We start from the raw sequence: 26,175 nt of genomic DNA, 5'->3' as shown, positions 1-26,175 counted from the left end.
GCGTCGGCCGGATGGGCGGTCACTCGAAGCGCAGGCCCTCGGGGCGCATGAGCCGGAACAGGGGCGGCAGGCTGGCGAGGGTCACGAGCAGGACGACCCCGGCCGCGATGCCGGACACCACCCCGACGCCGGCCCAGTCCACGCGCACCTGGACCACGACGATGCGCAGCAGCAGGGCGCCGAGGGCCAGGCCCAGCGCCGACGCGACGAGCAGGCCGAGCGCGACCGGCACCGCCGTCTGCCACAGGATCGACCAGGCCATGGTGCCGCGGCGGGTGCCGAAGGCGACGAGCGCCGCCAGCGTCCGCCGCCGCTCGCGCAGCTGCTCCAGGGTGCCCACGAGCAGGCTCAGCCCGACGAGCACGAGCACCACGGCGGCGCCCGCGAACAGCCCGCGCCGGATGCTCGCGAACGTCGAGTCGACGTCGGTGGACGACAGGATGCTCACGTCGGTCGTCGGGCCGATGCGCATGGCCGCGTTGCGCAGGTGCTCGGCCGCGTCCGGCGCGCCCGGGTCCAGGCCGACGAAGGTGTAGTAGCGCGCGTCGAGGGGCTCGGTGAGCGCCTTCGGGGCCGCGCCGGTGGTCACGAGCAGGCCGTCGTGGTCGGAGCCGTAGGGGTCGCGCCGCTCCCGGGCCGGTTTGAGCTGCCGGGGCACGCGCCAGGTGGGCTTGACCGAGTCGTCCTCGCCCGCGCCGACGAGCACGTCGCGGCCCGCCGCGACGGTGGCGTCGTCGCCGCTCATGCCGCGCTGCGACGACGCCGGGTCGACGGCGAACACGTCACCGTCGGCGCAGGCGGGCAGCTCGGCGAGGATGCGCAGGGTCTCGCAGTCGCCGATCGCGATCTCGAAGATCCTCGGGTCGCCGCCGCCGTCCGCGGTGCCGTCCCCGCCGGGCAGGGCCGCGAACGTCTGCCGGTATGTATGCAGGCTCGTCACGCCCGGGCTCCCCCGCAGCCCGGCCTCGGCCTGGGCCGCGGAGCGCACGGGCACCGACGCGCTCGGCTTCACCATGGTCACGGCCTGGGCCTCGGCGGTGTTCTGCCGGCTGGCCGTCGTGTTCTCGGCCTCGGCGGCGGCGAAGAGCATCTGCAGGGCGATCGTGCCGGCCGCGGCGACCGCGACGGCGTTGACGGCCCGCAGGGCGCTGTCGTGCGACAGCTGCAGCCGGCGCACGGCGATCTGCCAGGCGACCGGGCCGCCCGAGCCGAGCCGGGCCACGAGCCGGTCGAAGATCCACGGCAGCATGGTGGCCACGCCGAGCAGCAGCAGGACGATGCCGGAGGCGGCCTGCCACACGTCGAACCGGTGCGCCCGCGCGCCGATGAGCGGCAGCACCAGGGCCAGGCCGCCGGCCCAGGGCACCAGCCGCCACCACACCCGCCGTCGCGTCCTCGCGGCCGCCTTGCGCACCACGCCGAGCGGCTCCACGACGACCCGCCGCAGGGCGAACAGCGTCATGAGCAGCGCGGCGAGCGGCACCGCGACGACGATCGCGAGGAACAGCGCCGGCGCCGGGTCGATGTCGGAGGCGTAGACGCTGATCGACGCGAGCTCGAAGCGCTCGGCGAACACCCGCCCGGCGTAGAAGAACCCGATGCCGAGCACGACGCCGAGCGCGGCGCTGAGCACCGCCTCGCCGGCGGCGACCCGGCGGGTCATCCACGTGTCGGCGCCGACGAGCCGGACCGCGGCGAGCCTGCGGTCGCGCTGCTCGCCGCCGAAGCGGGTCGCGGCGGCGACGAACATGGCCACCGGCATGAGCAGGGCGACGAAGATGACCACGACGAGCAGCAGCAGGATGGGCGAGAGCGGGTCGCCGGTGCTGCGCGAGCCGTAGTACGTGAGCCGCATGACGTCGGGCTCGTCCTCGGTCAGGGCGTCGCGGGTGCCGTAGAAGTAGAGCTCGTTCGGGCCGGACAGCCCCTCCTTGCCGATCACGCCGGCGATCGGCTGCGGGAACCGTTCGCGCAGCAAGGCCCCCTCGGGCGTGGCGAACAGGTCGCGCAGCGCCGGGGAGACGACGATCGAGCCGTCCGGCGGCAGCGCGGTCACGCCCGGCGGGACGATCGGGTGGGCGCCCTCCGGCTTGAGGAAGCGGCCGGCGACCGAGCGGTCGTGGTAGACGGACGTGACCGGCAGCATCAGCACCGACGTGTCGCCGCGGGGCGGGGTCTCCCCGCCCAGGTGCAGGTCGTCGCGGCCGTCGGTGCGGTGGTGGCGGCCGTCGAGGATGCCGGGCAGCGAGGCGGCCAGGAGCAGCACGGCGACGCCGAGCGCGACCCCGAGCGCGGTGAGCGCGGTGCGGAGCAGGCCTTCGCGGCCTCCGCTGAGGGCGAGGCGGGCTCCGAGCCCGACGTCGGCGGCCCAGCGGCGCGGTGAGCTCATCGGGCGCGGTCCAGGTCGAGGGCGCGGCCGTCGCGCACGACGATCTCGCGGTCGGAGTAGGCGGCGACGCGGGGTTCGTGGGTGACCAGGACGACGGCGGCGCCGGTGTCGCGGGCGGCTTCGGTGAACAGGCGCATGACGCGTTCGCCGTTGAGGGAGTCCAGGGCGCCGGTGGGTTCGTCGGCGAAGACGACGCGGGCGCCGGTGACGAGGGCGCGGGCGACGGCGACGCGCTGGCCCTGGCCGCCGGAGACCTCGCCGGGGCGTTTGGCGGCGACGTCGTCGATCTCGAGGCGGTGCAGCCAGTCGCGGGCGCGTTGTGCGGCGTCGCGGCGGCGCACGCCGCCCAGGCGCAGGGGCAGGGCGACGTTTTCGAGGCAGGTCAGCTCGGGCACGAGCTGGCCGAACTGGAAGACGAACCCGAACTCGCCGCGGCGCAGGGCGCTGCGGCGGGCGTCGGACAGGGCGGAGAGCTCCTGGTCGCGGTAGCGGACCCGGCCCGAGTCGGGGCGGATGATCCCGGCCAGGCAGTGCAGCATCGTGGACTTGCCCGAGCCGGACGGGCCCATCACCGCGACGATCTCCCCGGCCGCGACCGACATCGAGGCCCCGGCGAGCGCGGCGGTGGACCCGAACGACTTGTGCAGATCCTCGGCGGACAGCAGCGGGGTCATCGACATGCTCCGGGACTCTACACGACAGGTATACATGCTGTGTATACCGGCCGCATAGAGCGGCCCGCCTGCGCAAATGTAGTACTGCAACGGTAGGGGCTTTTGTGCCATTGGGGGCGCATATGAGTGGCCGGGATCACATCAGTTGCGAATTGTCCGGTTTTGGGGGCTTGGCGGTGACTAGGTTCGCCCGGAAACCCCGACCGGAAGGAGTCCCGTGCGCCTGCCCGCCTTTTTGCAGTCCCGCCGTGCCCGCCTGGCCGCCGTGGCCGTCATCGTCGCCGTGCCCGCCGTCACGCTGCCCATCGTGTTCTCGAGCCACGACGGCGGCGGCCTGCCCCGCGCCGTCGGTGCCGACAGCGCCTACGCGTTCCCAGCCACCCCCGATCACATCCCGGACACGCCCGTCCGCGTGAACCAGGTCGGCTACCTGCCGGACGGCCCGAAGCGGGCCACCGTCATCTCCGACTCCGACAAGCCGCTGCCGTGGCAGCTCAAGGACAAGGCCGGCAAGGTCGTCGCCTCCGGCGAGTCCGAGCCCCGCGGCCTCGACGCGAGCTCGGGGCAGAACACGCACGTCGTGGACTTCAGTGCCTACCGGGGCACCGGCGACACCTACACGCTCGAGGTCGACGGCAAGGCCAGCGTCCCGTTCGACCTCGATCCGAAGGCGTACCGCCAGCTCAGCATCGACGCACTGTCGTTCTACTACCCGCAGCGCAGCGGCATCGCCATCGACAACGCCATCGCACCGGGCTACGGCCGCAAGGCCGGGCACGCCGCGGACAGCCCGAACGGCGGGGACTCCAAGGTGCCGTGCCAGCCGGGCGTCTGCGACTACACCCTGGACGTCACCGGCGGCTGGTACGACGCCGGCGACCAGGGCAAGTACGTCGTGAACGGCGGAATCTCCGTCGCGCAGCTCATGAGCTCGTACGAGCGCTCCCCCAAGGCGGCCCAGGCCCGCGCCCTGCGCCTGCCCGAGCACGGCGGCAAGACCCCGGACGTGCTCGCCGAGGCCCGCTGGGAGCTCGACTTCCTCATGAAGATGCAGGTCCCGGCCGGGCAGCCGCTCGCCGGCATGGCCCACCACAAGGTGCACGACGCCGCCTGGACCGCGCTGCCGACCGATCCGGCCGCCGACAACCAGCAGCGGCAGCTGCATGCCCCGTCGACCGCCGCGACCCTGAACCTCGCCGCCGCGGCCGCGCAGGGGGCCCGGGTCTTCGCGCCGTACGACAAGGCGTACTCGGAGAAGCTGCTGCACGTGGCCAAGACCGCGTACGCCGCGGCGGTGGCCCACCCGACCATGTACGCGCCGGACTCGGACTCGACCGGCGGCGGCGCGTACGGCGACACCGACGTCAGCGACGAGTTCTACTGGGCCGCGGCCGAGCTGTTCATCACGACCGGCGACAAGGAGTACTCCACCGCGGTCACCAGCTCGCCGCTGCACAAGGCCGACGTCTTCGCCGCGCCGTTCGACTGGCGCGCGACCGCGGCGCTGGGCCGGCTCGACCTCGCCAGCGTCGACAACAAGCTCCCCGACCGGGACCGGGTGCGCCAGTCCGTGATCGAGGGCGCCGACCGGCAGCTCAAGACCATGGAAGGCCAGGCCTACGGGCAGCCGTACGCGCCCCCGGCCGGCTACGACTGGGGCTCCAACAGCCAGATCCTCAACAACCTGGCCGTCGTCGGCACCGCGTTCGACCTGACCGGCAAGGCGAAGTACCGCGACGGCGTGCTGTCCGGGATGGACTACATCCTCGGCCGCAACGCGCTGAACCAGTCCTACGTCACCGGCTACGGCGAGAAGGCGTCGAAGAACCAGCACAGCCGCTGGTACGCCCACCAGCTCGACCCGAAGCTGCCCAACCCGCCGCGCGGCACCCTCGCCGGCGGCCCGAACTCGAACCTGCAGGACGAGGTCGCGGGCAACGCGCTGCGCGGCTGCAAGCCGCAGCTGTGCTACATGGACGACATCATGTCGTGGTCGACGAACGAGCTGACCATCAACTGGAACGCGTCCCTGGCCTGGGTCTCGACCTTCGTGGCGGACCAGACCTGAGCCGGAGCTGAGTCAGGCCTGAGCTAGTCACCCGGCGGCCAGGGATCGCCCCACTCGGCGTCCCTGGCCGCTTTGTACAGCGGGCCCTCCCGCTTGGACACCAGGACCGGCCCGACGCTCGTGTCGGGCCGGCACACCTGGAGGGTGACGAGCCCCTTGCGGAACGCCGGGTGCCGCACGACGCGCCCGGGCGCGCCCGCCGGGGCTTTGAGCGCCGCCACGAAGCTGTACTTCTCGTCCTCGTACCCGAGGCTGGCGTCCTTGAGCCGCCGGTGCAGCGCCGAGCGGTTGACCCGGGCGGCGAAGTGGCACCAGTCCTTGCCCGTCATCCCGCACGCCAGCTGGTGCGGGCAGGGGGCGGCGATGTGCCACCCGGCCTCGATCAGCTGGTCGCGGGCGGCGAGCATCCGGCGGTACCCCGGCGGCGTCCCGGGCTCGACGAGCACCACGGCCGTCGTCGCCGCCGCGGCCGCCTGGGCCACGAGCGTGCGCTGGTCCTCCTCGTCCAGCTCGGTGAGCACGTAGGACGCGGTCACCAGGCCGGCGGCGGGCACCGGCTCCCCGAGACGCCACGGCTGCCACTGGAAGTCCTGGTCGCGGGCGATGCGGGCGCCGAGCTTGAGCGCCTCCGGCACCTGGTCCAGCACCGTGGCCGGGATGGGGCCGTAGGCGTCGCGGACCGCCCAGGCCGCCGCGCCGGTGCCGCCGCCGAGGTCCGTGTGGGACCGCGGGTCGATCGGCGGCAGCTGGGCGAGCGCGGCGCCGACCGCGGCGTGCGTGGCCGGCATGCGGTACGCGGCGTAGGCGGTCGCGTCCACCATGGTGCGGATCAGCGGCTCGCCGGCGGGCCGACCGCTGCGATAGTCCTCGATGAGCCGCCGCACCGACTCGGTGAGCCGGGCCGGGGGCACGTCCTGCAGCAGCGCGTCGAGCGCCTCGCGAAGGTCAGGCACGGCGCCACAGGCTCCGCAGCACGAGCAGCGTCGCCACCCCGGCGGTGACGATCGCGGCCAGGTTGATGAGCAGCTGCAGCGCGGAGCCGCCGGCCTCGTGCGGGATCCCGTAGGCGAGCGCGACCGCGATGTTCGCCGCCGCCGGCACCGTCGTGACCGAGATGAGCACCCCGATGAGCGGCCCGGCCTTGGCCGAGGTCAGCGACAGCATCCCGGCGATCCCGGCGAAGAACCCGACGACCCAGGACAGCGCGTCGGGCCGCCAGATGAAGTCAGTCAGCGGCCGGTCCCGCAGCAGCATCCCCTTGTCGACGAGGCCGAGCGCGTCCAGCCCCAGCGTGGTCAGGATCGTCACCACGATGCCGACGGGGAAGCCGATCCCGAGGGCCAGCAGCGCCCGGCGCACCGAGCGGCCGCGGCGGCGCACGATCCCCACGCAGAGCGCGGCGAGCGGGCCGAACTCGGGCCCGACGACCATCGCCCCGACGACGAGGATCGGCTGGTCCAGCAGCACCCCGATGCCGGCGATGACGGTCGCGATCGCGAGCATCGCCAGGAACGCGCCGGACAGCTCGGTCTCGGCGCCGGTCTTCTGCTCGATCTCGTCCCACACGACGGCGTCGCCGGCGAGCCCGGGCGCGGCGTCGGCGGCCCGCCGCGCGCCGCGGGACAGCGCCACGTCGACGGTCTCGATGGCGATCGAGCCGCGCTCGTGCAGCCCGAGCTCGCGCAGCGCCGCGAGCACCGGGCTGCCGGCCTCGCGCACCACGTCGGCGAGCACGAGGTCGCCGGCCGGCTCGCGGGCCGCCCCGGCGAGCACGACGACGTTCGTGGCCCCGGCCTCGGCCGTGAGCAGCTCGACGACCCGCTCGGTCTCGTCCGGCGGGCTGATGACCCTCAGATGCAGCACCGGCCCATTATTCAGCCCGCCACCGGACGCCACCCGTCGAAGCCCGCCTCCACGGTGCCCTCCCCGTGCGTGAGCCCCGGCAGCGCCCGTTCCAGCTCGGCCAGCCGCGCCGCCGGGACCGTGCCCGCGACGGTGAACCGGGCCGGGCCCGCGTCCGGCGCCCCGGGCACCGCGCCGAAGCGCGGCAGCGCGGCCAGGGTGGCCGTGAGCGCGTCCGCCGGGCCCTCGATCGCGAAGCGCTGCACCGGCTCGCAGACCACCGTCCCGGCCTCGGCCAGGGCCCGGGTGAGCAGCTGGGGGACGAGCTTGCGGAAGTCGGCGGCGGTGGTGCTCGGGGCCTGGTACCCGCACCGCGTGACCGTCACCCGCGCGTCGCCGACGTCCCAGCCGTGCCGGCCGCCGCGGGCGAAGGCGTCGCGGACATAGCGCTCGATCGCCTCCTGGAAGTGCGGGAGGGATTTGTACACGTACATCGGCACGTGCTCGACCGGCACCGCGATCGCGACCTCCAGACCCTCCCCCGGCTCCACGAGCAGCTCCAGGGTGGCCGGGAAGGGATTGCCGTCGCGTCCGAGGACGACCCCGGCGCGGCCCCGGCCGCGCGGGCGCTCCAGGTGCAGCGTCACGGTCTCGCCGAAGCCGACGGCCAGCCCGAAGTCCTCGGCGAGGGTGTCCCGGATGACCTCGCGCTGGACCTCGCCGTACAGCGACACCTTGAGCTCGCCGCGCTCCTCGTCGAGGCGCAGGTCGATGAGCGGGTCCTGGCCGGCGAGCTGCTGCAGCGCGCGGTGCAGGTCGCGGCGGCGGCCGGGGTCCTCCGGCTCGACCGTCGCCTCCAGCGTGGGCGGGGCGAAGACCGGGGCCGGGTGCGCCTGCGCCCCGCCGATGGTGTCGCCCAGCCGGACGCGGCGCAGGCCGTGGACGCGGCCGATCTCGCCCGGGCCGAGCCGGTCGCGGCCGTCGATCGCGGTGACCCTCTCGTCGCCGATGCGGTCCCGGACCCGCAGGACGCCGGCGTGGACGCGCACGTAGGCGGCGCGATCCCGGTCGATCTTGAACACGGTGGCCCGCAGCGGCGCGTCCTCGTCCCGCGGAGCCTTCGGCAGGTGCTCCGCGATGGCCGCCGTGAGCCGCTCGATGCCGGCTCCCGTGATGGCCGAGCCCTGGTAGGCCGGCATGACCCGGGCCTGCGCGGTGAGCCGGTCGACGTCGATCTCCCGGTCGTGCAGGTAGGCGGCCAGCGCCTCGTCGTCGGCCTCGGCCAGCTGCTCCTCGTGCTCGCGCCACATCGGCACCGCGCCGGCGATCTGCCCGATCACGCGGTCGGGGTCGGCGCCGGCGCGGTCGGTCTTGTTGACGAAGACGAGCGTCGGCACGCGCAGGCGGCGCAGGGTGCGCAGCAGCACCCGGGTCTGGGCCTGCACCCCCTCGACCGCGGAGACGACGAGCACGGCGCCGTCGAGCACGCGCAGCGCCCGCTCCACCTCGGCGATGAAGTCGGGGTGGCCGGGCGTGTCGATGAGGTTCACGGTGAGCGCGCCGATGCCGAACGTGGCGACGGCGGTCTTGATCGTGATGCCGCGCCGGCGCTCCTGGTCGAGCGAGTCGGTCTGGGTGCTGCCGGCGTCGACGCTGCCGAGGCGGGCGATCACGCCGGCGTCGAACAGGAGGCGCTCGGTGAGGCTGGTCTTACCGGCGTCGACGTGCGCGACGATGCCGAGATTGAGGATGCTCAAGACGTGTCAGGTCCTTCACGGGCGAGGCGGACGGCGGCCGGGACGTGACACGTGCGCGCATGATCTCCTCCTCGTTCCCTGATGACCTGACGTTCGCAGTGTACCGGCGCGGGCACCCGATTTTTTGTCGTACCTCGTCGCTACGCTGTCGCCGACCCCCTCACATGTGAGAAAGGCTCGGGCCGATGCCGCAAACGACCTATCTGGAACTGTCCGAGGACTCCGGGAGCGCGCACAAGTTCTACGAGGTCACCGTCGACGGCCCGCAGATGCAGGTCCGCTACGGGCGCATCGGCGACGCCGGGCAGACGCAGACGAAGACCTATGCCGACGAGGCGAAGGCGCAGGCGGACGCGGCCAAGAAGATCGGCGAGAAGGTCCGCAAGGGCTACGCGCCCGCGGTGCCGGGCCAGCGCGCGCCGCGGTCGGTGACCCGGCGCGTGATCGTGTCGCAGCGCTCGACCGCGAAGACCGCGCCGGTGCTGTGGAAATACCGCTCGGGCGCGCCCGCCTTCGGCATCTTCATCGACGACGACGTGTGCATGGTCGGCAACGAGAAGGGCACGATCACCGTCCTGCAGCACGACGCCACGGTCCAGCGGCAGTTCCAGCTGCCCGACGGCGTGAAATGCATCGTCGCCGACGACGCCTGGATCTACGCCGGGTGCGACGACGGCAACGTCTACGACCTGTCCGGCAAGGTGCCGCGGCTGGCCTACGCGATCGCGCCCGACATCGACATCTACTGGCTCGACATCCACGACGGCATCCTGGGCGTGTCCGACGCCAAGGGCGGCGTGTGCACCATCGACCACGAGGACGAGTTCCTGTGGCGCCGCCAGGGCCGGGGCCCGGCCGGCTGGATGGTGCGCTGCGACGCCGACGCCGTGCACCACGGCCACGGCCGCGGCGTGACGAGCTACGACTGGCGCACCGGCGACGAGCTGTGGCACCAGCCGACGACGGGCGCGGTGCTCTTCGGCTGGCAGGAGTCCGACGCCGTCTACGCCGGCATGTCCTCCAACTCGGTGCTGCAGTTCTTCAAGGACGGCCGCGCCGGCGTCACCTACCGCTGCGACGACACGATCTTCTCCTGCGCGACGGCGCCCGACGGCCGCTACGTCTTCGCCGGCGACTACCGCTCCTCGGTCTACTGCTTCGCCGCCGACGGCACGCGGCTGTGGAAGCTGGGCACGGGCTGCGGCAGCGCCTACTCGATGCAGTATCACGACGAGAAGCTCTACATCGTCACGACCGACGGCTCGCTGGCCTGCATCGACGCGAGCGAGACCGCGGTGCGCTCGGCGGAGCAGGGCGTGGTGCCGCAGTTCGTCGACGTGAAGGCACCGGCGGCGATGACGAGCGTGGCCCCGTCGACCACGGTCGAGCTCGCCCACGACCCGGCCGACGGGGTCGTGGTCGAGTGCGTGCAGGAGGGGTCGCGCCTTCGCATCCGTGTCGTCTCGGCGGGCTACCACTCGGACTGGCAGGTCCAGTTCCCGAAGGGCATCCGCGAGCCGGGGGCGCGCTACGTGGTGTCTTCGGTTCGGGAGTCGGCGCGGGGCGGCTTCTACCGGGCGTACGGGGACATCCGGAAGCTGGTCTGATGCCTCTCGCCCCGCACCGGGGGCCGGCGCGCTCGCTGGCGCGGCGGCCGTCGTTTCGGGCGGTTCGTCGGCCTGTTGCGGTTTGACGTTGGTGTGGCCCGGGGCCGTCGTGGGTTTCGCCTCGACGGCCCCGTCCGGTGTTGTTGCGCCGACTGTGCTCCACAGTGGACTGCAGTCGCCGATCCGTCGTTGCGGGCTCAGCCGAGTTTGTCGGTGTGTTCGCAGGCGAGGATCATTTTCGAGCCCGCGACCGTGTCGACGGGGCGCTCCACGTCGTCCCAGGCGAGCATCTCGCCGGTGCGCGGGTCGAAGATCAGCACGTGGCGGGCGTTCTTGTCGTCGAGGCTGACCGCCACGCCCTTGCGACCGGCGCGGTCCGTGGTCTCGCCGCGCCAGACGACGCCGGGCGTGTTCGCGAGGATGCGCAGCACCTCGGCGCGCGTGGCGAGGGGCACCGCGTGGTAGCTGAACCAGTCGCGGACGTTCCAGAACAGGAACGGCTTCCCGCCGGTGAGCAGCTTCTTGGCGATCTCGGCCGGGTCGGTCGGCAGGGGCTGCGTCGCCCGGTGCGGGTCGGGCGGCAGGTCGTGGACGTCGGCGGCCGGCGTGCCGGCCGGCTGGATGGGGTGCTGCTGGTAGTACCGGTAGGACTCCTCGTTCGGGTACACCGCCGGCAGGAGGAGGGTCCGGTACCGCCCGGAGCCGTCGTCGGCGTGCCACTCCCACCGCTCGCTGGGGACGATCCGCTGCGACCGGCCGTCGGGGGTGTCGTCGAAGACGGCGTTCCACCCGACGGTGTGGATGAAGGTGTACTTGCCCGTGGTGGTGTCGCACCGGCTGGGCGCCAGCTGCCCGGCGAGGGCACGCAGCTGGTCGCCCGCGGTGGGCGGCCGCTGGTCGAACTCGAAGGCCACCGGCCGGATCACGGGCCCGAACGCCGGCGCCGGTGCGGCGGTCCCGGTGGGCGTCGGTCCGGTGGCCGCGGTGGACGCCGGTCCGGTGGCCGCGGTCGGCGCCGGTCCGGTGGCCTGGCCGGCCTCGACGCCGGACGGTGCTCCACCGGTCAGGCCGCCGGCCACCACGCCGGTCGCGACGAGCCCCGCGGCGACGACCCCGGCCGCGACCGGGACCAGGATGCGCCGGCGCGGGACACCGGACGATGCGGCGCCGGACAGCGCGGCACCGGACGATGCGGCGCCGAATTGTGCGGCTCCGGACGGTGCGGCTCCGGACGGTGTGTCGATGCCGACGGTCGCCTCGGCGAGGGCGATGAGGTCGACGGCCCTCGCGGGCGGCGGGGGGACCGGCACGCCGAGGGCCGGGTCCGCCGGGCCGAGCAGTGCCTTGGTGCCGCTGGTGTCAAACATGGCGGTTCCTGTCTGCCGTCGTGTTCAGCTGCTTCGGTGCCGGCACGCGAGGGGCCGGCGTGGGGGGTGGCGCACCGAGGGCCCGGCTCAGCCGGCCCCGCGCGCGGTGCAGCCGGACGGCCGCCGCGGTACGGCTGCAGCCGAGGACGGCCGCCGCCTCGGCGAGGGACAGCTCCTCCCAGCCGATCAGGCGCAGCAACTCCTGGTCGGCGTCCGAGAGGGTGGCCAGCGCCCGGCGGACGTCGGCCAGCCGATCGGCGGCGCCGTGCTCGTCGGCCGTGACCGGCAGGCGCTCCTCGCCGACGGGCACGGGCGCGGCCTGGCGAGCGCGCCAATGGTTCGCGAGCAGTCGGCGCGCCACGCCGTACAACCACGGCAGCTGACGGTCGGGCACCTCGGCACGGCGGCGCCACGCGACGACGAAGACCTCCTGCGCCACCTCGGCCGCCGCGTCGGGGTCACCGATCCGGCGCAGCGCGTAACGAACGACCGGCGGGTAGTGGGCGCAGTACAAGGCAGTGAACCAGCCTTCGCCGCGCTCTCGCAGCCCGGGCATGGGCTCTCCTGACTATCGGCAACGGGTACACCGTCACTTGTGTCGGCAACCGGCGGATCATTACACCCGTTTTCCGGGGGCCTCCGGGGATGACGGCTGCTCGTCGGCGGCACGGCACGCTGACCGGCCAGCGCGGCGAGGGCGGCCCGAATCCCGGGCGGTGCGGCGGACCCGCGTCAGGGCCGGCTTCGGCACCGTGCGCCGGCCGGCGCGGAGGTCAGGCATGCGTCCAAGCAGTGCGGCGAGCGCCGCGTCGAGGATCGGCTGCCGGTGCTGCGCGGCGCCACCCCACCGCGGCGAGGACCGGGTAACGGCCGCCGCGGGTTCGGGGCGGCACGGTGAGGGCAGGGCGCGGCGTCCGTCCCGGGTTCGGGACGGACGGCGCGGGCGGGACTCGGGCGGAGTGTGCGGGAAGCGTCGGGAGGGGACCTGCGGATAGTCAGCCGATCACGCGCGTGAAGAAGTCGCCGAAGCCGGTGCCCAGCTGGGCGATCAGCGCGCCGATACCGCGCGCCACCTTCGCCGCTGCGTCCGGGCGGAACGCCACGAACCAGACGAGGAAGATGACGACGGCGAACTGCAGAGTCTTTTTGAGCGTCATTGACCTATGCCCCGTGCCAACCAATGGTGCAGAGACCATCAAAGTAACCCGATCGCGGCTCGAAGATGGTCGAAACGGCCGCTAGAGGGGATTCGGGGGGAGATTTGGCACGGGCCACGCCGGGTCGGGGCGGAAGTCCTGCCAGGTGCCGTCGAACGGGAACTCGCCGCGGTCGGCCTTCGCGGCCACGCGCGAACCCTCGGCGCGGATCGCCAGCGACTCGGCCGTGGTCCAGAAGCCGGGGCGGTCGACGCACGCCGCGAAGGTGTCCTCGTCCTTCCAGCGCCAGGTGCGGTCCGGGTCCACCACGATGTCCAGGTGGTGGTCGATCACGTCGATGCCGCCGGCGTGCCTGGCCAGGACGGCCTCGAGGTTGACGTACCAACCGAGGAACCGGCCCTCGCGGAAGAACCACCACACCGAGTGCGCCGCGGCCGGCGGATGCAGGATCAGCACGTCGCGGTCGGCCCAGGTGCGGCGGCGCAGCGGGGCGGCGCCGTAGTCCTCGATCGCCGGGGCGTCGCGCAGCGGGGTGCCGTCGGGCTCGGTGCGGCAGGCGAAGCCGGCGCCGGCCGGGAGCCAGACCAGCAGGCCCCGCTCGTCGTCGGCGACCGGGTGGACGGCCTGGGCCCAGCTCACATGCGGGCCCCGGAAGTACCGGCGCAGCAGCATGTCGACCATACTACGGAGCATGTCCATGCCCGCCGCGGTCCGCCGGTTGCCGGCCGCGCCCGGCGTGTACCGCTTCCGCGACGCCGGCGGCAAGGTGCTCTACATCGGCCGGGCCACGTCGCTGCGCGCCCGGGTGGCGTCGTACTGGTCGGACCTGCGCGACCGGCCCCGCCTGCGCCGGATGGTCCCGCTCGTCACGGCCGTCGAGGCGGTCGTGTGCGACTCGGTGCACGAGGCCGCGTGGCTGGAGCGCAACCTGCTGCGCCGGCGCAAGCCTCGCTGGAACCGGGCCCGCGACGGGCAGGAGTCCACCGTCCACATCGGACTCGACGACGGTCTCCACGCGCCGGGGCTGCGGATTCTGTACTCCCCGAAGCCCGGCTGCTTCGGCCCGTACCTCGGCGGCGCGCGAGCCCGCAACGCCGTCTCGGCGCTGCACCGCATCCGGCCGCTGGCCTACACCGGGGCGCGCCTGACCGGCGCGGAGCGGGACATGGCGGCCGCCCGCGGCGTGACCCCCGAGGACCGCGACGCCCTGGCCGCCTCGATCCGCGCCATCCTCGAGCGCGAGCCGGACGAGCTGGACCGGGCCCGCAACGACCTGATCGCGCTGCGCGAGAAGGCCTCGGCGAACCTCTCGTTCGAGCTGGCCGCCGAGATCCACGAGGAGCTGGAGGCCCTGGACTGGATCGTCAGCCCCCAGCGCACCGCGACCCTGGAGCCCGCCGAGCTGCGGGCGGCCGGCTTCGCCGACGGGATCCTGGTGCTGTTCCGGGTGCGGGCGGGGCGGCTCGACGAGTGGACCCAGCGCCCGTCGACGCCGGTGCTGGCGCGCAGATACCTCAGCGCGACCCCGCCGCAGTGGCGCGCCTTCGCCGAGCGGGCCGCCGAGCTAGCGAGCCGCCTGCAGCACGAGTGACCACAGGCCGTCGAGGTCGTCGACGGTGTCCGCGGGCACGAACGGGTCCGGGTCGTCGCGGTGCGCGGCCGCGCCCGGGTAGCCCGCGTTCGTCACGAGCACCGGGCGCATGCCCGCCGCCCGGGCGCCCTGGTGCTCGCGGCTGCCGCCGTCGCCGACGTACCAGCACTCCCCCGGCGCCACCCCGAGCCGCCGCGCGGCGGTGGCGTACAGCCGCGGCTCCGGCTTGCGGGCGCCCTCCTCCCACGAGAACACGGTGGCGTCGATGAGCGGCGCGTACGGCGTCCCGGCCCACCCCTGGCACAGCTCGGCCCCGCAGTCGCTGAGCACCCCGAGGCGCAGCCCCCGCCCGCGCAGGTCCGCGAGCACCTCGAGCGCCCCGGGGCGGGGGCGCCAGAGCGGTACCGCACCCGCGTGATGGGCCTCGACGGCCGCGTCGAGGCTCGCCTCGTCCGGCTCCGCGCCGCAGCGGCGGGCCATCTCGGCCAGGATCGAGCGGGTGCCGCCGTGACGGCCCGTGATGCGTTCGGTGAACGAGGTCCCCATCGCGGTCCAGAACGGCTCGGGCGGCACCCCGAGCGCGGCCGCGGTGACGTAGGCCGCGTCGCGCCGGCCGGCCTCGATGCCGGGGTCGGTGAGCGTGCCGAAGAAGTCGAAGACGACCGCGCGCATCAGCCCACCAGCCGGGCGCGCAGGGCGCCGAGCTGCCGCTCGGACAGGCCGTGGGCGAGCAGGTAGGCGTCCACGTCCCCGTGCCGCTCGTCGACGCGCTCGAGGGCGGCCAGGATCGTGCCCGGGTCCGCCTCGCCGGGCCGGTCGCGGCAGACCGCGGAATACGCGTAGTCCTCGGCGATCACGTCGTCGGGCACGCCCGCGACCCGCAGCAGCAGCGCGACCAGGATGCCCGTGCGGTCCTGGCCCGCGGCGCAGTGCACGAGCACCGCGCCGGGCGGGGCGTCGGCCACGGCGGCGACCGCGGCGGCGGCGCGCGGGGCGTTGCCGATCACGCTGAGCCGGTACACCTCGGACAGCGGCGCCAGGTCGGCGAGGTCCCGGGCCGGGTCGTTGTCGGGGTCGACGAAGGGCAGCGGCCAGTACATCGCGTCCCCGGCGAGCGCGCTGGGCCACCGCGCGGTCTCCTCGCCGGCCCGCAGGTCGATGGTGCGCACGACCCCGTGCGCGCGCAGGGCCGCGACCCCCTCGGCGGTGAGCCGGTTGAGCGAGTCGGCCCGCACCAGCGCGCGCTCGCGCACGGTGCGCCCGCCGGCGGCGGGCAGCCCGCCGAGGTCACGGACGTTGCGGCAGTCGGGCCAGTGCAGGCGCATGGCCGACACCTTAGGCGCTATTGATAGGTGACGGTGACCATCTGCAGCGTGATCTCGGTCTTGGGCCGGCCGCCGCCGGCGCCCGGATCCTCGGCCCCGATGCCGCCCGCGGCGACCTGGTCGACGATCTCCATGCCCTTGGTCACGGTGCCGAGCATCGTGTACGAGGGCGGGATCTGCGTGTTGTCCTTGTAGTTGACGAAGAACTGGCTGCCGTTGGTGCCCGGCCCGGCGTTGGCCATGGCGACCGTGCCGCGCTTGTAGGGGGCGCCGAGGTTCTCGTCGGCGAACTGGTAGCCGGGGCCGCCGGCGCCGGTGCCGGCCGGGTCGCCGCACTGCAGCACCCAGATGCCCTCGGTGGTGAGCCGGTGGCACTTGCTGCCGTCGAAGAAGTGCCGCTCGGCGAGGTAGGCGAAGCTGCCGGTCGCGCAGGGTGCCTTGGCCCCGTCGAGCCCGATCTCGATCGTGCCGAGGTTCGTGGCGATCCGCATCGTGGCCGGGCCGGTCTTCGGGGTGGCGGGCGGCGTGCCGAGGTCCTTGCCGTTCGCGCTCGGCTCCCCCGGCGAGTAGACGCACGATCCGGGCCGGGCCGGGGCCTGGGACCCGGCGGACAGCGCGCGGCCCTCGGCCGGCGTGAAGGAGACGGTCTTCGTGGCGCACCCGGCCAGCAGCAGGGAGGCGGCGGCAACGACGGTCACGGCTCGGCGGCGCACAGTCACCTCGTCACCCTATGCCAACGGGGCGCGCCGGTCCCCGCGACGGGGACCGGCGCGTCCGACGCGACGGTCGGCTCAGCTCACGGAGCAGGTGGTGCCGTTGAGCCTGAACGCCGTGGGCCTGGCGTTCGCCGAGTTGTTCCAGTTCGCGAGGAACCCGAAGTCCACCGACCCGCCGGCGGCGATGGTCTTCGTGTAGTCGGCGTTGGTGACGGTCACGTTCGCCCCGGACTGCGTGTTCACGCCGCCCCAGATCTGCGTGATCGTCTGGCCGTTGGCGAAGGCCCACTGCAGCGTCCAGCCGTTGACGGCGGCGGACGAGGTGTTGGTGATCTTCACCGCGGCCTGGAAGCCGCCGCCCCACTGGCCCGTCACGCTGTACGCGACGCTGCACGCGCCGGCGGGAGCCGACGAGGAGGCCGACGGGGACGTGGACGCCGAGCGCGACGGCGACGCGGAGGCCGACGCCGAGCGCGACGGGGAGGCCGACGCGGACGGCGAGCGGGAGCCGGACGCCGACGGCGACGCCGAGTAGGACGGCTGGGGGCCGGTGCGGTCGCCGTAGATGATGCCGCGGCCGTTCGTGCCCAGGTACACGCGGCCGAAGATCCGCGGGTCGCCGGTGATCGCCTCGCCGATGTTGCCGTACTGGTGCTGGTCGTCGTTCACCCGCAGCCAGGAGGCGCCGGCGTCGTCGGAGCGGAAGACGCCCTTCTTGCCCTCGACCTGGCCGACGATGAACACCGCCGGGTTGGTGCGGCCGGGCGCCGCCTTGCCGAAGCCGACCGCCTGGGCCGCCGTCGCCGTGGTGAGCTTCGTGAACGACGCGCCGCCGTTGGTCGAGCGCAGCAGCCCGCCGGTGTCCCCGGCCAGCCAGACCTCGCCGGTCGCGCCGGCCACGGCCTTGAACTTGGCGGTCGTGGGCAGGCCGGTCGCGGCGGTGGTGAAGCTGGCGCCGCCGTTGTGGCTGACGTAGAACGAGCCGCCGGAGTAGCCGTAGAACGTGTTCGGGTCGACCCGGTCGGACTCGACGATCGCGTTCTGCGGGATGCCGGCGGACTGGGTCCAGCTGTTGCCGTAGCCGACGGAGTACACCACGGCGCTGTCCTTGGGCGCCCACAGGAAGCGGGAGCCGTCGGCGTTCGCCGCGATGGTGCCGCCCTCGTTGATGCCGCCCGGCTCGGTGCCCTGGAACCAGTTCGCGCCGCCGTCGGTGGAGAACGCGGCGTGGCTGTCGCTGGGGCGGTCCGAGTCGGTGAAGTTGCCCGCGCGCACCAGGACGCTCGGGTTGAGCTCGGCGTAGTCGAGGCTGGTGGTCGAGGTGAACGTCGGCTGCTTGAACATCGCCGCCGGCACCGCGTCGAGGTTGGTGTGGCGGAAGCCGCCGATGTCGCCGAGGGCCGAGATCAGCGGGGCGCCGGCCGGCGGGCTGATCAGGTCGAGCACGGCGGTCTCCTCCAGGCCCGGGGCCATCGGCTTGATGGTGATCTGGCCGCCGGTGTCCCAGGTGGTGAGGTCGGTGCTGCCGTAGATGGTGGCGCCGGTGCCGTACATGAAGCGGTTGGAGTTGAACGGGTCGATCTCGACGGACTCGTTCATCCAGCCGAGCTTCGGGGTGACCTCCGGCGGCTGAGGGTTGGTGCCGAAGTCGAGCCACGGCGACCGGGTGATGTCCATCTTGTAGCGGAAGCTGCGGTTCGGGTAGCTCGTCCAGTCCCAGATCCGGGTCCAGGTCGCGCCGCCGTCGGTGCTGCGGAAGAAGATGGCGTCCGGCCACCACGACACCTGGGTGGCGACCATGATCGTGTTCGGGTGCTGGCGGTCGATCGTCAGGCCGCTGTAGCCGAAGTAGTCGTCGGAGCTGCTGGACGGGATCGGGCTGATCTGCGTCCAGGCGCCGGTGGCGGTGTTGTACTTCCACACGTCGCCCTTGGCCCCGTCGTACGGGCCGCCGGTGTCGGACGTGGAGATGTACAGGTAGCCGCCGGAGGTGTCCAGGACGCCCTTGTGCGCGATGTACCCCGTCGGCTGCCCGGCCAGGCGGGACCACGTGGTGCCGCCGTCGGTGCTGCGGTACACCGTGTTCTGCTTGTCGGCCACGCCGACGTAGATGGTCTGCGTGGTGCTGCCGGCCGAGCCGGTGCGCTTGTCGAACGTGACCCAGACGATGCCCTGGTTGTCGGTCAGGTAGCCGTTGGGGTCGCTCGGGTCCTGGGCGTAGTTGCCCGGGTTCGGGAACGCGGTGACCTTGGACCAGGTGACGCCCGAGTCGGTGCTGCGCCACAGGCCGTTGCCGCTGGGCGCGCCGAGGTACAGGATCGAGTTCTTGTTCGGGTCGATCGCGAGCCGCTCGCCCTGGCCGCGGCCCGGCATGTTGCCGCCGAGCTTGAACGGCAGCGGCGTGGTCTGCCAGGTGACGCCCTTGTCGGACGAGCGCAGGATCGCGCCGTTGTTCGGGTCCCAGGAGTTGGTGTACATGCCGGCGGCCACGTAGACCTTGTTCGGGTCGACGGCGTCGGTGGCCAGGCTCACGACGCCGTTGTAGCCCCAGTTGTCCTGCCCGACCCAGTCGAGCAGCGGGACCCAGCGGTTGGTGGTGGTGTCGAGCCGGTACGCCCCGCCGATGTCGGTGCGGGCGTAGACCAGGCCCTGTTGCGACTGGTTGAAGATGATGCCCGGCACGAAGCCGCCACCCTCGATCTGCACGTTCTTGAAGGCGTACGGGTCGGCGGCAGCGGCATCGGCGGGCCGCACGGCGGTCTGGACGGCGACGCCGATGGCCGCGACCGCCACGGCCGCCACGGCCGCGGCGCCGAGCCGTTTCGGTCTGGTCCCGTTGAGTCCAATTGGCATGCGCGGATGGTGGGATCGGCCACTCTTGCGGGTCAACGCGCCCCAGGTCGGAGGCTGGTCAAGCGCTTCGACAGGATGAAACTCTCACGCGGTTGCTAAGTTGGCCCGGATGAGCAACCTGCGGCCGTTGATCGCGCTCGCCGTCGCGCTGACGGCCGGCGGTGTCCTGCTGGCGACCGTGCACCGAAGCCCGGAGGCGCCCCGGGCCACCTCGGCACCGGCACCGGCGCCGACCCCGTTCGCCGCCCCGGTGTCCGTCAGCGCCGAGCTCCCCGACGGGGCCGACTACACGCCGCTGTTCTACGCGAGCGCCGAGGTCTCCGTCGGCACGGCGCCGACGCCGGACGGGTCCGCGGACCGCCTGATGCTGCGCGCCAAGGCCGGCGACCGCGAGCTGCACCGGCTGGCGAAGGGCCGCTACGCGCAGTTCCTCGGCTTCACCGCCGCCGAAGGGCAGCTGTACTGGGCCGAGAGCTCCGCCCTGGCCGACGGCGCCTACGAGACCCGGCTGTGGCGCGCCCCGCTCGACGGCCCGGCCGCGCCCGTCTCGCTCACCGGGGACATGGGGGCCGCGGTGTTCTTCGATTCGGAGTACGACCTCGTGATCGCCGACGGCCGCGTGCACTGGGTCGCCGCCCCGCCCGACGACGGGGCCCGCACCGAGCTGCGCAGCGTCGCCGTCACCGGGGGCCCGGTCACGACCACCTCGTTCGAGGGCCGGTTCCGGCACACCACCTGGCCGTGGCTGCTCTCCGTCGACGACACCGCCCCGCTGACCCTGGCCAACCCGCGCACCGGCGAGCGGAGGGTGGTCACGAAGGCCGCCGCCGAGCAGGTGGTGTGCACGCCGGTCTGGTGCCGCTCGATGGTGACCGCGGCCGGCGACCGGTTCCTGTTCGACGCGCGCCACCCGGACGGCTCGGACCGCCGGCGCATTCCCGGCGACCTGACCGCGATCACGGTGGACAACGCGGTGGCGGGCCGCTACGAGATCTTCACCACCTACCGCGACGAGCGCAGCGCGCTGGTGGCGTACGACCTGCAGACCTCGGCGCTGCTGACGCTGACGGCGGACACGGGCGTGTCGGCGACCCGGGCCGGCGTGGTCTGGTGGCACGAGGGCGACGCCTGGAAGTCGGTCGACCTGCGCTAGACCGGCACCGCGCCGGCAGGCCGCCGGCGGGCAGGGTCAGCGGGCTGCGAGCACCGCGGCGAGGGCGAGGGCGCCGGGCAGCGCCTGGACGAGCAGGATGCGCCGGCTCGCGGTCGCGGCCCCGTAGAGGCCGGCGACGATGACGCAGACGAGGAAGAACACCTGGAACGCGAGGCTGCCGGCGACGAGCCCGTAGACCAGCCCGGCGACGAGGAACCCGTTGTAGAGGCCCTGATTCGCGGCGAGCGCCTTGCTCGCGACCGCGAACTCCTCGGTCGTGCCGAAGGCCGCCCGGGTCCGCGGGGCCGTCCACAGGAACATCTCCAGCACCAGGAAGTACAGGTGCAGGAGCGCGACGATTCCGACGAGGACGTCGGCGGCGATCTTCACGTCAGCGAGGGTACCCGCACGACCGGCTTCCCGGTCTTGTGCCACCGGGCGAAGTGCGTGAGGGCCGCGGCGGCGTCGGCGAACGCGGGCGGCGGCGGCAACGTGATCGTGAACAGCCGGCCGCCGGCCGCACCGCCGCGGCGAGCAGCGGCAGGACGGTGGTGCCGACGCCCCCGGCCTCAGGGAAAGCGGATTGGACGGTCAACTTCGTGCGCGTAAGTTTGGTCGCGTGACCCGCCCGATGCGCGCGGATGCCGCCCGCAACCGCCGCCTGCTGCTCGCGGCCGCCGCCGACGAGTTCGCCGAGGGCGGGAGCGGCGCGTCGATCGCCGACATCGCCAAGCGCGCCCACCCCCTGCCGTGACCGGCCCGCACCGCGACGACCGGGAGCTCCTCGCCTGGCTGGACGACCGGCTCGCCGCCGCCGGGCGGCGCCGCACCGGCGACGTGACCGTCCCCCGGGTCCGGCCGTGGGGCACCGTCATGCGCGCCGAGACCGACCGCGGGCCCGTGTGGCTGAAGCTGCCCGCGCCGGACACGGCCTTCGAGGTGGCGCTGTACCCGCTCCTGCACCGCCTCGCGCCGGACCACGTGCTCGCCCCGCTCGCGGCCGACCCGGCGCGGGGGTGGCTGCTGCTGCCGGACGGCGGCGAGACCCTGCGGGACCGCCCGCCGGAGGAGTTCGAGCAGGTGCTGCCCCGCTACGCCGAGCTGCAGCGGGCCCTGGCCCCGGCCGCCGACGAGCTCATCGCGCTCGGCGTGACCGACATGCGGCCCTCGGTGCTGCCGCGACGGCTGGACGAGGCCCTCGCCCTCGTGGACGGCGTCGCGGAGGTGCGCGCGCGGCGCGCCTGGTTCGCCGAGATCGCCGCGGGCCTGGCCGGGTCCCGCGTGCCGGCGAGCCTCGACCACGCCGACCTGCACCCCGGCAACGTGTTCGCCGCGGACGGCCGTTGCTACGACTGGGGCGACAGCGTCGTGGGGCACCCGTTCGGCTCCATGCTCGTCGCGCTGCGCGGCGCCGGCGACCGGGCGCGGGAGGCGTACCTCGAGGTCTTCACCGACCTGGCCCCGCGCGCCGAGCTGCGGCAGGATCTGCGCCGCGCCCGGATCGCGGGCAACGTCATCCGGGCGCTGACCTGGCACCGGGCCCTGTCCGCCGACCCCGGTCACGGGCACGGCACAGCCCATGCCGAAGGGCCCGCGAGGCACCTCCGGCAGTTGCTGTCAGCGTCCGCGTGGCAGTGCCCGTAGCCGGGTCACCGCTCGTCGGAGACCTGCGTGTCCTCGGTGTCGACGTCCTCGTCGTGCCCGTGGCCGATGAGCCCGTCGACGACCGCGTCCACGGTCTGGCCGATGTAGTCGAACGCCGGCACGGCGATCTCCTCGGCCTCGTCGCGGATGGTGTGCAGGTCGATCGCTTCGTCGACCCGCGGGACTCCATGACGATCTGTAGCAGGCATACCAACCCGATATCCCGCCCCGGCCACGGCCAAACCTGTCACGGCGAAACGCCGAGCGCGGTCGCGTCCCAGGTGCCGTAGTACTGGTTCACGAACACGTTCGTCAGGCGCGGGTTGCGGTAGTTGAGCACCTGGTCGTACAGCAGCGGCAGCATCGACGCGTTGTCCATCACCTCGGCGTCGACCTGCTGCCAGATCCCGGCCGCGCGGACCGGGTCGGCGACCGTGCGCGCGTTGTCGAGCTGCTCATTGATGAACGGGTCGTCGAGCTCGGCGTAGTTGTTGTTCCCGCTGGGCAGGATCTGCCGCCCGTCGATCAGCGTCGGGTAGAACCCGGAACCGGTCGGGAAGTCGGCGGACCAGGCCGACAGGATGATCCCGTAGCCCTTCGCGTGCACGTTGTCGGGGCTGCCGACGACGGACCGGGCATACAGCGACGGGTCGGACGGGTCGATCCGCGCGGTGATCCCGACCTTCGCGAGGGCCGCCTGCACCGCCTCGGCCGTCTTCAGCGAGCGCGGGCTGCCGGTGGTGGCGATGACGGTCGAGAACCCGTCGGGCTTGCCGCACCGGGCGAGCTCCTCGCGGGCCTTGTCCGGCTGCGGCTTGCCCGACTTCGTCAGGTACGGGTCGAGCCCCTCGTCGTGGCCGGGAATGCCGGGCGGGAGCATGCCGCCCGCGATCTGCCCGCCGCCGCGCGCCGTACGCACCGCGGCCTTGTCCACCGCGTACTGCACCGCCCGCCGGCAGTGCACGTCGCCGAACGGCGCCACCTTGGTGCTCAGCGCCGCGTACTGCACGAACCCCGTCGTCGGCTGGTCCGCGTGCGCCTTGAGCCCGGCGTCGAGCAGCACCGTGGCCTGGGTCGCCGCCTGCACGCCGCCCTGGCCCGCGTCGGCGTCGAGGTCGCCGTCGAAGAGCTGCCGGTCGATCTCGGCCGGGTCGGTGCCGATGGTGAGCTCGATGCGGTCGGGCAGCGCCTTGCGCACCGGGTCGGTCGAGGCGTCCCAGGCGCCGTTGCGCACCCAGACGACCTTGCGCCCGGGGTCGATGCTGTCGAAGCGGTACGGGCCGGAGGCGACGGGCAGGTCACCGTAGCGCTCGCCGGTGTCCCTGGCCTGCGGCACGGGCGCGGCGACGCCCATCGCGAGCAGGTACGGGAAGTCGGCGAACGGCTCGGCGAGGTGGAACACGATCGTGCGGTCGTCGGGCGTGGTCACCGAGCGCAGACCGTCGCCCTGCCGGTACGGCCCCGCGTAGTGCTGGCCCTGGTCCAGCCGGTCGATCAGGTACGTCGGGCCGCCGGACAGGACGTCCTGGGCGAAGAGGCGCTCGATGCCGTACTTGACGTCCTGGGCCCGGATCGGGGTGCCGTCCTCGAACTTCACGCCGTCGCGGAGGCGGAACGTGTAGGTCAGCCCGTCGCCCGACACGTCCGGCTGGTCGGCGGCCAGGTCGGGCACGAGCGCGGTGGTGCCGGGCTCGGCGGCCGGGGTGAGCAGCGTGCGGACGTAGAGCCGCTGGAGGTTGTAGACGGCGTTGATGTAGGAGCGGGCGGGGTCCCACGAGTCGACGTCGTTGGCGCTGGCCAGGCGCAGTGTGCCGCCGGGCGTGGCGCTCGGGTTGACCACGGCGGTGAGCCCCGCGTCGAACCCCTCCGCGGCCGTGCCCGCCCCCGTGTCGTGGGCGCGCCCGGCGCACCCGCCGAGGAGCAGGACAAGGGCACACAGACCGACACGCACCGTACGGCTCATACTACCCAGAGTAGTCATGGCTCCGGTCCGCCGTGGTCCGGACCGTCGCTCCCGTCAGACTCGAGGTCCGCGGTGGTCGCGCCGGTGGGAGGGGTCGCGCACCCCGCGGCCGCCCGGCGCGCGAGACTGGACGCTCCGACGACTCCGGAGGTGCACCGTGTGGCGCGAGTTCGAGATCGGCGTGGAGGGCGGAGGGCCGTACGGCATCGCCGCCGGCCCCGACGGCGCCCTCTGGTGCACCCTGATCCACGCGGGCCGGCTCGCGCGCGTCGCGCCCGGCGGCGACGTGACGCTGTTCCCGCTGAACAACCCGGAGGCGGGCCCGGCGATCGTCGCGACCGGCCCCGACGGCGCGCTGTGGTTCACCCGCTTCCGGGACGGCCGGGTCGGCCGGATCACGCCGGACGGCGAGCAGTCCTCGATCGCCGTGCCGTCCCCGTTCGGCCTGGCGGTCGCCCCCGACGGCGCCCTGTGGACGAGCGAGCTCGACGCGGACCGGGTCTGGCGCGTCACCCCGGACGGCGGGACGACCCCGTTCGAGCTGGGCACCGAGGGCGCGATGCCGTCGATGCTCGCCGCGGCCCCGGACGGCACCGTGTGGTGCACCCTCAACCAGGGCAACGCGATCGCCCGCGTGACCCCCGAGCCGGAGGTGTTCGCGCTGCCCACGCCGGGCGCCGCCCCGGTCGGCATCACGGTCGCCGGCGACGGGGCCGCCTGGTTCGTCGAAATCGGCGCCGGGCAGCTCGGCCGGATCACCGCCGACGGCACGATCGCCGAGTTCCCGCTGCCGGACCGCGCCGCCCGCCCGCACGCGATCGTCGCCGACCCGGCCGGCGGGTGCTGGTACACCGAGTGGGCCGGCAGCCGCCTCGGCCACGTCGACGCCGCCGGGACCGGCATCCGGACCTACGACCTGCCCACCCCGGACTCGGAGCCGCACGGCCTGGCCGTCGCCGCCGACGGCGCCGTGTGGGTCGCCCTGGAGCGCGGCTCGGTCGCCCGGTTCAGCCCTGCGCGGTGACCTGCGTCGTCGGCTCCTCGCGGGGCAGCCGGACGGTGACCTGCTCCGCGAGCGGCAGCGGAGACTCGGCCTGGGGATCGGGCCCGTCGCCGTCCGGCTCGGGCACCCACCGCGGCACGACCCGGTGGACCGTGGCCAGGACGGCCGCGACGACGAGGCCCGCGGTGCCGGCGATGCCGAGCGCGCCGCCCGCGTAGGCGACGAACAGCCGCCGCCGGCTCAGGTCGTCGACCGCCTCCGTGATCACCCCGTCGGTCAGCCACAGCGCGAACAGCGCGCCGAGCAGCAGCCCGGCCGAGACCAGGGCGAGGAAGACGGTGGTGTACCTGTTCGCCGCGCCGTAGCGCACCCCGCCGTGGCGCCGCTGGGCGATGAGGATGAACAGGCTCGCCGCCGCGGCCCACGCGCCCACCACGAGCAGGGCCGCCACCGCGTCGCTGGGCCGGTGCCAGCCCGCCGACAGGGTCGCCACGCCGACGAGGGCCGAGACGACGGCCCCGCCGAGCGCGACGGGGCCGCGGGTGCTGGGCGGCACGACGAGCACCAGGGCGACGGCGACCGACGCGGCGACCGTCGTGTGGCCGCTGGGCAGGCTGTTGCCGGCCGCGACCCGGTCCACGTCGACGCCGAGGTGCGGGCGGTAGATGAGCGTCTTGAAGACCTGCGTGGTCGCGTTCGCCCCGCCGATGAGCAGCACCGCGCCGACGCCCAGGGCCACCCGCCGGCGGGCCAGGGCGATGAAGCCGATCACGATCGTGGCCGCCGCGACCGACACGACGGAGATGGTGCTGAGCGTGTCGTGCACCAGCCCGGCCACGCGGTCGTGGCCGATGCTGTTGCCGGTGATGGCGACGTAGTCCAGAAGCTGGCCATGTTCGCTGTGCACGAAAAATCGCCACACCGCCACGACGCCGGCCCCCTGCGCGACCGCCACGACCAGCAGCCACGCGGCGAGCCCGAGAGGCCACCCACGCATGGCCAGCAAGATAACCCAATCGCGCCAATTGCGCTCATCGCGATATCTCTTGTGGCGGCGATCCACCCC

The 26,175-nt window shown here is 73.8% G+C and carries 24 protein-coding genes; 7 read left to right on the top strand and 17 right to left on the bottom strand.

Annotated elements, in window-relative coordinates; translation table 11 throughout:
- Positions 1–19: 19 nt before the first annotated feature.
- Entirely contained in the window at positions 20–2,389 is a 2,370-nt protein-coding gene (locus ACQP2P_RS17925) for an FtsX-like permease family protein (RefSeq protein ID WP_433617437.1), read from the bottom strand.
- Positions 2,386–3,063 carry an ABC transporter ATP-binding protein gene (locus ACQP2P_RS17920; RefSeq protein WP_433619180.1) on the bottom strand — a complete coding sequence of 226 codons (678 nt, stop codon included), beginning with the start codon at positions 3,061–3,063 and terminating at the stop codon, positions 2,386–2,388. Before ACQP2P_RS17920 ends, ACQP2P_RS17925 begins: the two co-directional genes overlap by 4 nt.
- Positions 3,064–3,280: 217 nt before the next feature.
- On the opposite strand from ACQP2P_RS17920, the gene ACQP2P_RS17915 reads away from it, so the two are divergent.
- Complete coding sequence (locus tag ACQP2P_RS17915) at positions 3,281–5,131, top strand: glycoside hydrolase family 9 protein (RefSeq protein WP_433617435.1); 1,851 nt, start codon at positions 3,281–3,283, stop codon at positions 5,129–5,131.
- Between the two features lie 23 nt (positions 5,132–5,154).
- Here ACQP2P_RS17915 and ACQP2P_RS17910 read toward each other — a convergent pair whose 3' ends face one another.
- The 3 genes from ACQP2P_RS17910 to ACQP2P_RS17900 are packed head-to-tail and all read right to left on the bottom strand — an operon-like array spanning position 5,155 to position 8,730.
- Positions 5,155–6,084: a small ribosomal subunit Rsm22 family protein gene (locus ACQP2P_RS17910; RefSeq protein WP_433617433.1), complete on the bottom strand. Its 930-nt coding sequence runs from the start codon at positions 6,082–6,084 to the stop codon at positions 5,155–5,157.
- Positions 6,077–6,994: a DUF389 domain-containing protein gene (locus tag ACQP2P_RS17905; protein WP_433617431.1), complete on the bottom strand. Its 918-nt coding sequence runs from the start codon at positions 6,992–6,994 to the stop codon at positions 6,077–6,079. The genes ACQP2P_RS17910 and ACQP2P_RS17905 overlap by 8 nt, the downstream gene beginning before the upstream one ends.
- A gap of 11 nt (positions 6,995–7,005) precedes the next feature.
- Positions 7,006–8,730 carry a GTP-binding protein gene (locus tag ACQP2P_RS17900; RefSeq protein WP_433617429.1) on the bottom strand — a complete coding sequence of 575 codons (1,725 nt, stop codon included), beginning with the start codon at positions 8,728–8,730 and terminating at the stop codon, positions 7,006–7,008.
- A gap of 185 nt (positions 8,731–8,915) precedes the next feature.
- Here ACQP2P_RS17900 and ACQP2P_RS17895 point away from each other — a divergent pair, with 185 nt between their 5' ends.
- Positions 8,916–10,337: a WGR domain-containing protein gene (locus tag ACQP2P_RS17895; RefSeq protein WP_433617428.1), complete on the top strand. Its 1,422-nt coding sequence runs from the start codon at positions 8,916–8,918 to the stop codon at positions 10,335–10,337.
- Positions 10,338–10,534: 197 nt separating this feature from the next.
- Here the strand turns inward: ACQP2P_RS17895 and ACQP2P_RS17890 are convergent, their stop codons facing one another.
- The 4 genes from ACQP2P_RS17890 to ACQP2P_RS17875 form a co-directional block, all read right to left on the bottom strand.
- Complete coding sequence (locus ACQP2P_RS17890) at positions 10,535–11,704, bottom strand: hypothetical protein (protein ID WP_433617426.1); 1,170 nt, start codon at positions 11,702–11,704, stop codon at positions 10,535–10,537.
- Positions 11,697–12,260 (bottom strand): RNA polymerase sigma factor, encoded by a 564-nt coding sequence (locus tag ACQP2P_RS17885; RefSeq protein WP_433617425.1) that lies wholly within the window; start codon positions 12,258–12,260, stop codon positions 11,697–11,699. Before ACQP2P_RS17885 ends, ACQP2P_RS17890 begins: the two co-directional genes overlap by 8 nt.
- Positions 12,261–12,699: 439 nt before the next feature.
- On the bottom strand, positions 12,700–12,861 hold the full coding sequence (locus ACQP2P_RS17880) for a hypothetical protein (RefSeq protein ID WP_433076131.1): 162 nt from the start codon (positions 12,859–12,861) through the stop codon (positions 12,700–12,702).
- An 81-nt stretch (positions 12,862–12,942) separates the two neighbouring features.
- Positions 12,943–13,542, bottom strand: coding sequence for a DUF402 domain-containing protein (locus ACQP2P_RS17875; protein WP_433617424.1), 600 nt, complete (start codon positions 13,540–13,542; stop codon positions 12,943–12,945).
- A 10-nt stretch (positions 13,543–13,552) separates the two neighbouring features.
- Between ACQP2P_RS17875 and ACQP2P_RS17870 the strand changes: the two genes are divergently transcribed.
- Positions 13,553–14,452, top strand: coding sequence for a hypothetical protein (locus ACQP2P_RS17870; protein WP_433617423.1), 900 nt, complete (start codon positions 13,553–13,555; stop codon positions 14,450–14,452).
- On the opposite strand, the gene ACQP2P_RS17865 is transcribed toward ACQP2P_RS17870, so the two are convergent.
- From ACQP2P_RS17865 to ACQP2P_RS17850, 4 genes are all read right to left on the bottom strand, one after another.
- Entirely contained in the window at positions 14,426–15,124 is a 699-nt protein-coding gene (locus tag ACQP2P_RS17865) for an HAD family hydrolase (protein WP_433617422.1), read from the bottom strand. The two genes, ACQP2P_RS17870 and ACQP2P_RS17865, sit on opposite strands and share 27 nt — an antisense overlap.
- Positions 15,124–15,777: a tyrosine-protein phosphatase gene (locus ACQP2P_RS17860; RefSeq protein ID WP_433617420.1), complete on the bottom strand. Its 654-nt coding sequence runs from the start codon at positions 15,775–15,777 to the stop codon at positions 15,124–15,126. The genes ACQP2P_RS17865 and ACQP2P_RS17860 overlap by 1 nt, the downstream gene beginning before the upstream one ends.
- 17 nt (positions 15,778–15,794) lie before the next feature.
- A complete protein-coding gene (locus ACQP2P_RS17855; protein ID WP_433617418.1) occupies positions 15,795–16,496 on the bottom strand; it encodes a peptidylprolyl isomerase in 702 nt (233 codons plus the stop codon).
- 72 nt (positions 16,497–16,568) lie between these two features.
- Positions 16,569–19,346: a cellulose binding domain-containing protein gene (locus ACQP2P_RS17850; protein ID WP_433617416.1), complete on the bottom strand. Its 2,778-nt coding sequence runs from the start codon at positions 19,344–19,346 to the stop codon at positions 16,569–16,571.
- Positions 19,347–19,455: 109 nt separating this feature from the next.
- On the opposite strand from ACQP2P_RS17850, the gene ACQP2P_RS17845 reads away from it, so the two are divergent.
- Complete coding sequence (locus tag ACQP2P_RS17845) at positions 19,456–20,499, top strand: hypothetical protein (RefSeq protein WP_433617415.1); 1,044 nt, start codon at positions 19,456–19,458, stop codon at positions 20,497–20,499.
- Between the two features lie 36 nt (positions 20,500–20,535).
- On the opposite strand, the gene ACQP2P_RS17840 is transcribed toward ACQP2P_RS17845, so the two are convergent.
- The gene (locus tag ACQP2P_RS17840; protein ID WP_433617413.1) at positions 20,536–20,889 is read right to left on the bottom strand and encodes a DUF1304 domain-containing protein; all 354 of its coding nucleotides are present in this window, start codon (positions 20,887–20,889) and stop codon (positions 20,536–20,538) included.
- Positions 20,890–21,118: 229 nt separating this feature from the next.
- Here ACQP2P_RS17840 and ACQP2P_RS17835 point away from each other — a divergent pair, with 229 nt between their 5' ends.
- Both ACQP2P_RS17835 and ACQP2P_RS17830 read left to right on the top strand, forming a co-directional pair.
- Positions 21,119–21,253 (top strand): hypothetical protein, encoded by a 135-nt coding sequence (locus ACQP2P_RS17835; protein WP_433617411.1) that lies wholly within the window; start codon positions 21,119–21,121, stop codon positions 21,251–21,253.
- Positions 21,250–22,143 (top strand): aminoglycoside phosphotransferase family protein, encoded by an 894-nt coding sequence (locus tag ACQP2P_RS17830; protein ID WP_433617409.1) that lies wholly within the window; start codon positions 21,250–21,252, stop codon positions 22,141–22,143. The genes ACQP2P_RS17835 and ACQP2P_RS17830 overlap by 4 nt, the downstream gene beginning before the upstream one ends.
- Positions 22,144–22,148: 5 nt before the next feature.
- Here the strand turns inward: ACQP2P_RS17830 and ACQP2P_RS17825 are convergent, their stop codons facing one another.
- Together ACQP2P_RS17825 and ACQP2P_RS17820 are read right to left on the bottom strand one after the other, a co-directional pair.
- The gene (locus ACQP2P_RS17825; protein ID WP_433617407.1) at positions 22,149–22,352 is read right to left on the bottom strand and encodes a hypothetical protein; all 204 of its coding nucleotides are present in this window, start codon (positions 22,350–22,352) and stop codon (positions 22,149–22,151) included.
- A gap of 38 nt (positions 22,353–22,390) precedes the next feature.
- Positions 22,391–24,106, bottom strand: coding sequence for an ABC transporter substrate-binding protein (locus ACQP2P_RS17820; protein WP_433617406.1), 1,716 nt, complete (start codon positions 24,104–24,106; stop codon positions 22,391–22,393).
- Between the two features lie 157 nt (positions 24,107–24,263).
- Here ACQP2P_RS17820 and ACQP2P_RS17815 point away from each other — a divergent pair, with 157 nt between their 5' ends.
- Complete coding sequence (locus ACQP2P_RS17815; RefSeq protein WP_433617404.1) at positions 24,264–25,130, top strand: Vgb family protein; 867 nt, start codon at positions 24,264–24,266, stop codon at positions 25,128–25,130.
- On the opposite strand, the gene ACQP2P_RS17810 is transcribed toward ACQP2P_RS17815, so the two are convergent.
- A complete protein-coding gene (locus tag ACQP2P_RS17810; RefSeq protein ID WP_433617402.1) occupies positions 25,114–26,106 on the bottom strand; it encodes a phosphatase PAP2 family protein in 993 nt (330 codons plus the stop codon). The two genes, ACQP2P_RS17815 and ACQP2P_RS17810, sit on opposite strands and share 17 nt — an antisense overlap.
- Between the last annotated feature and the right edge of the window lie 69 nt (positions 26,107–26,175).

Source organism: Dactylosporangium sp. CA-139114, from assembly GCF_050955725.1.
Classification (GTDB): Bacteria; Actinomycetota; Actinomycetes; order Mycobacteriales; family Micromonosporaceae; genus Dactylosporangium.
The sequence above is the reverse complement of the archived record's forward strand: the minus strand, read 5'-3'. Positions and strand labels throughout refer to the sequence as shown.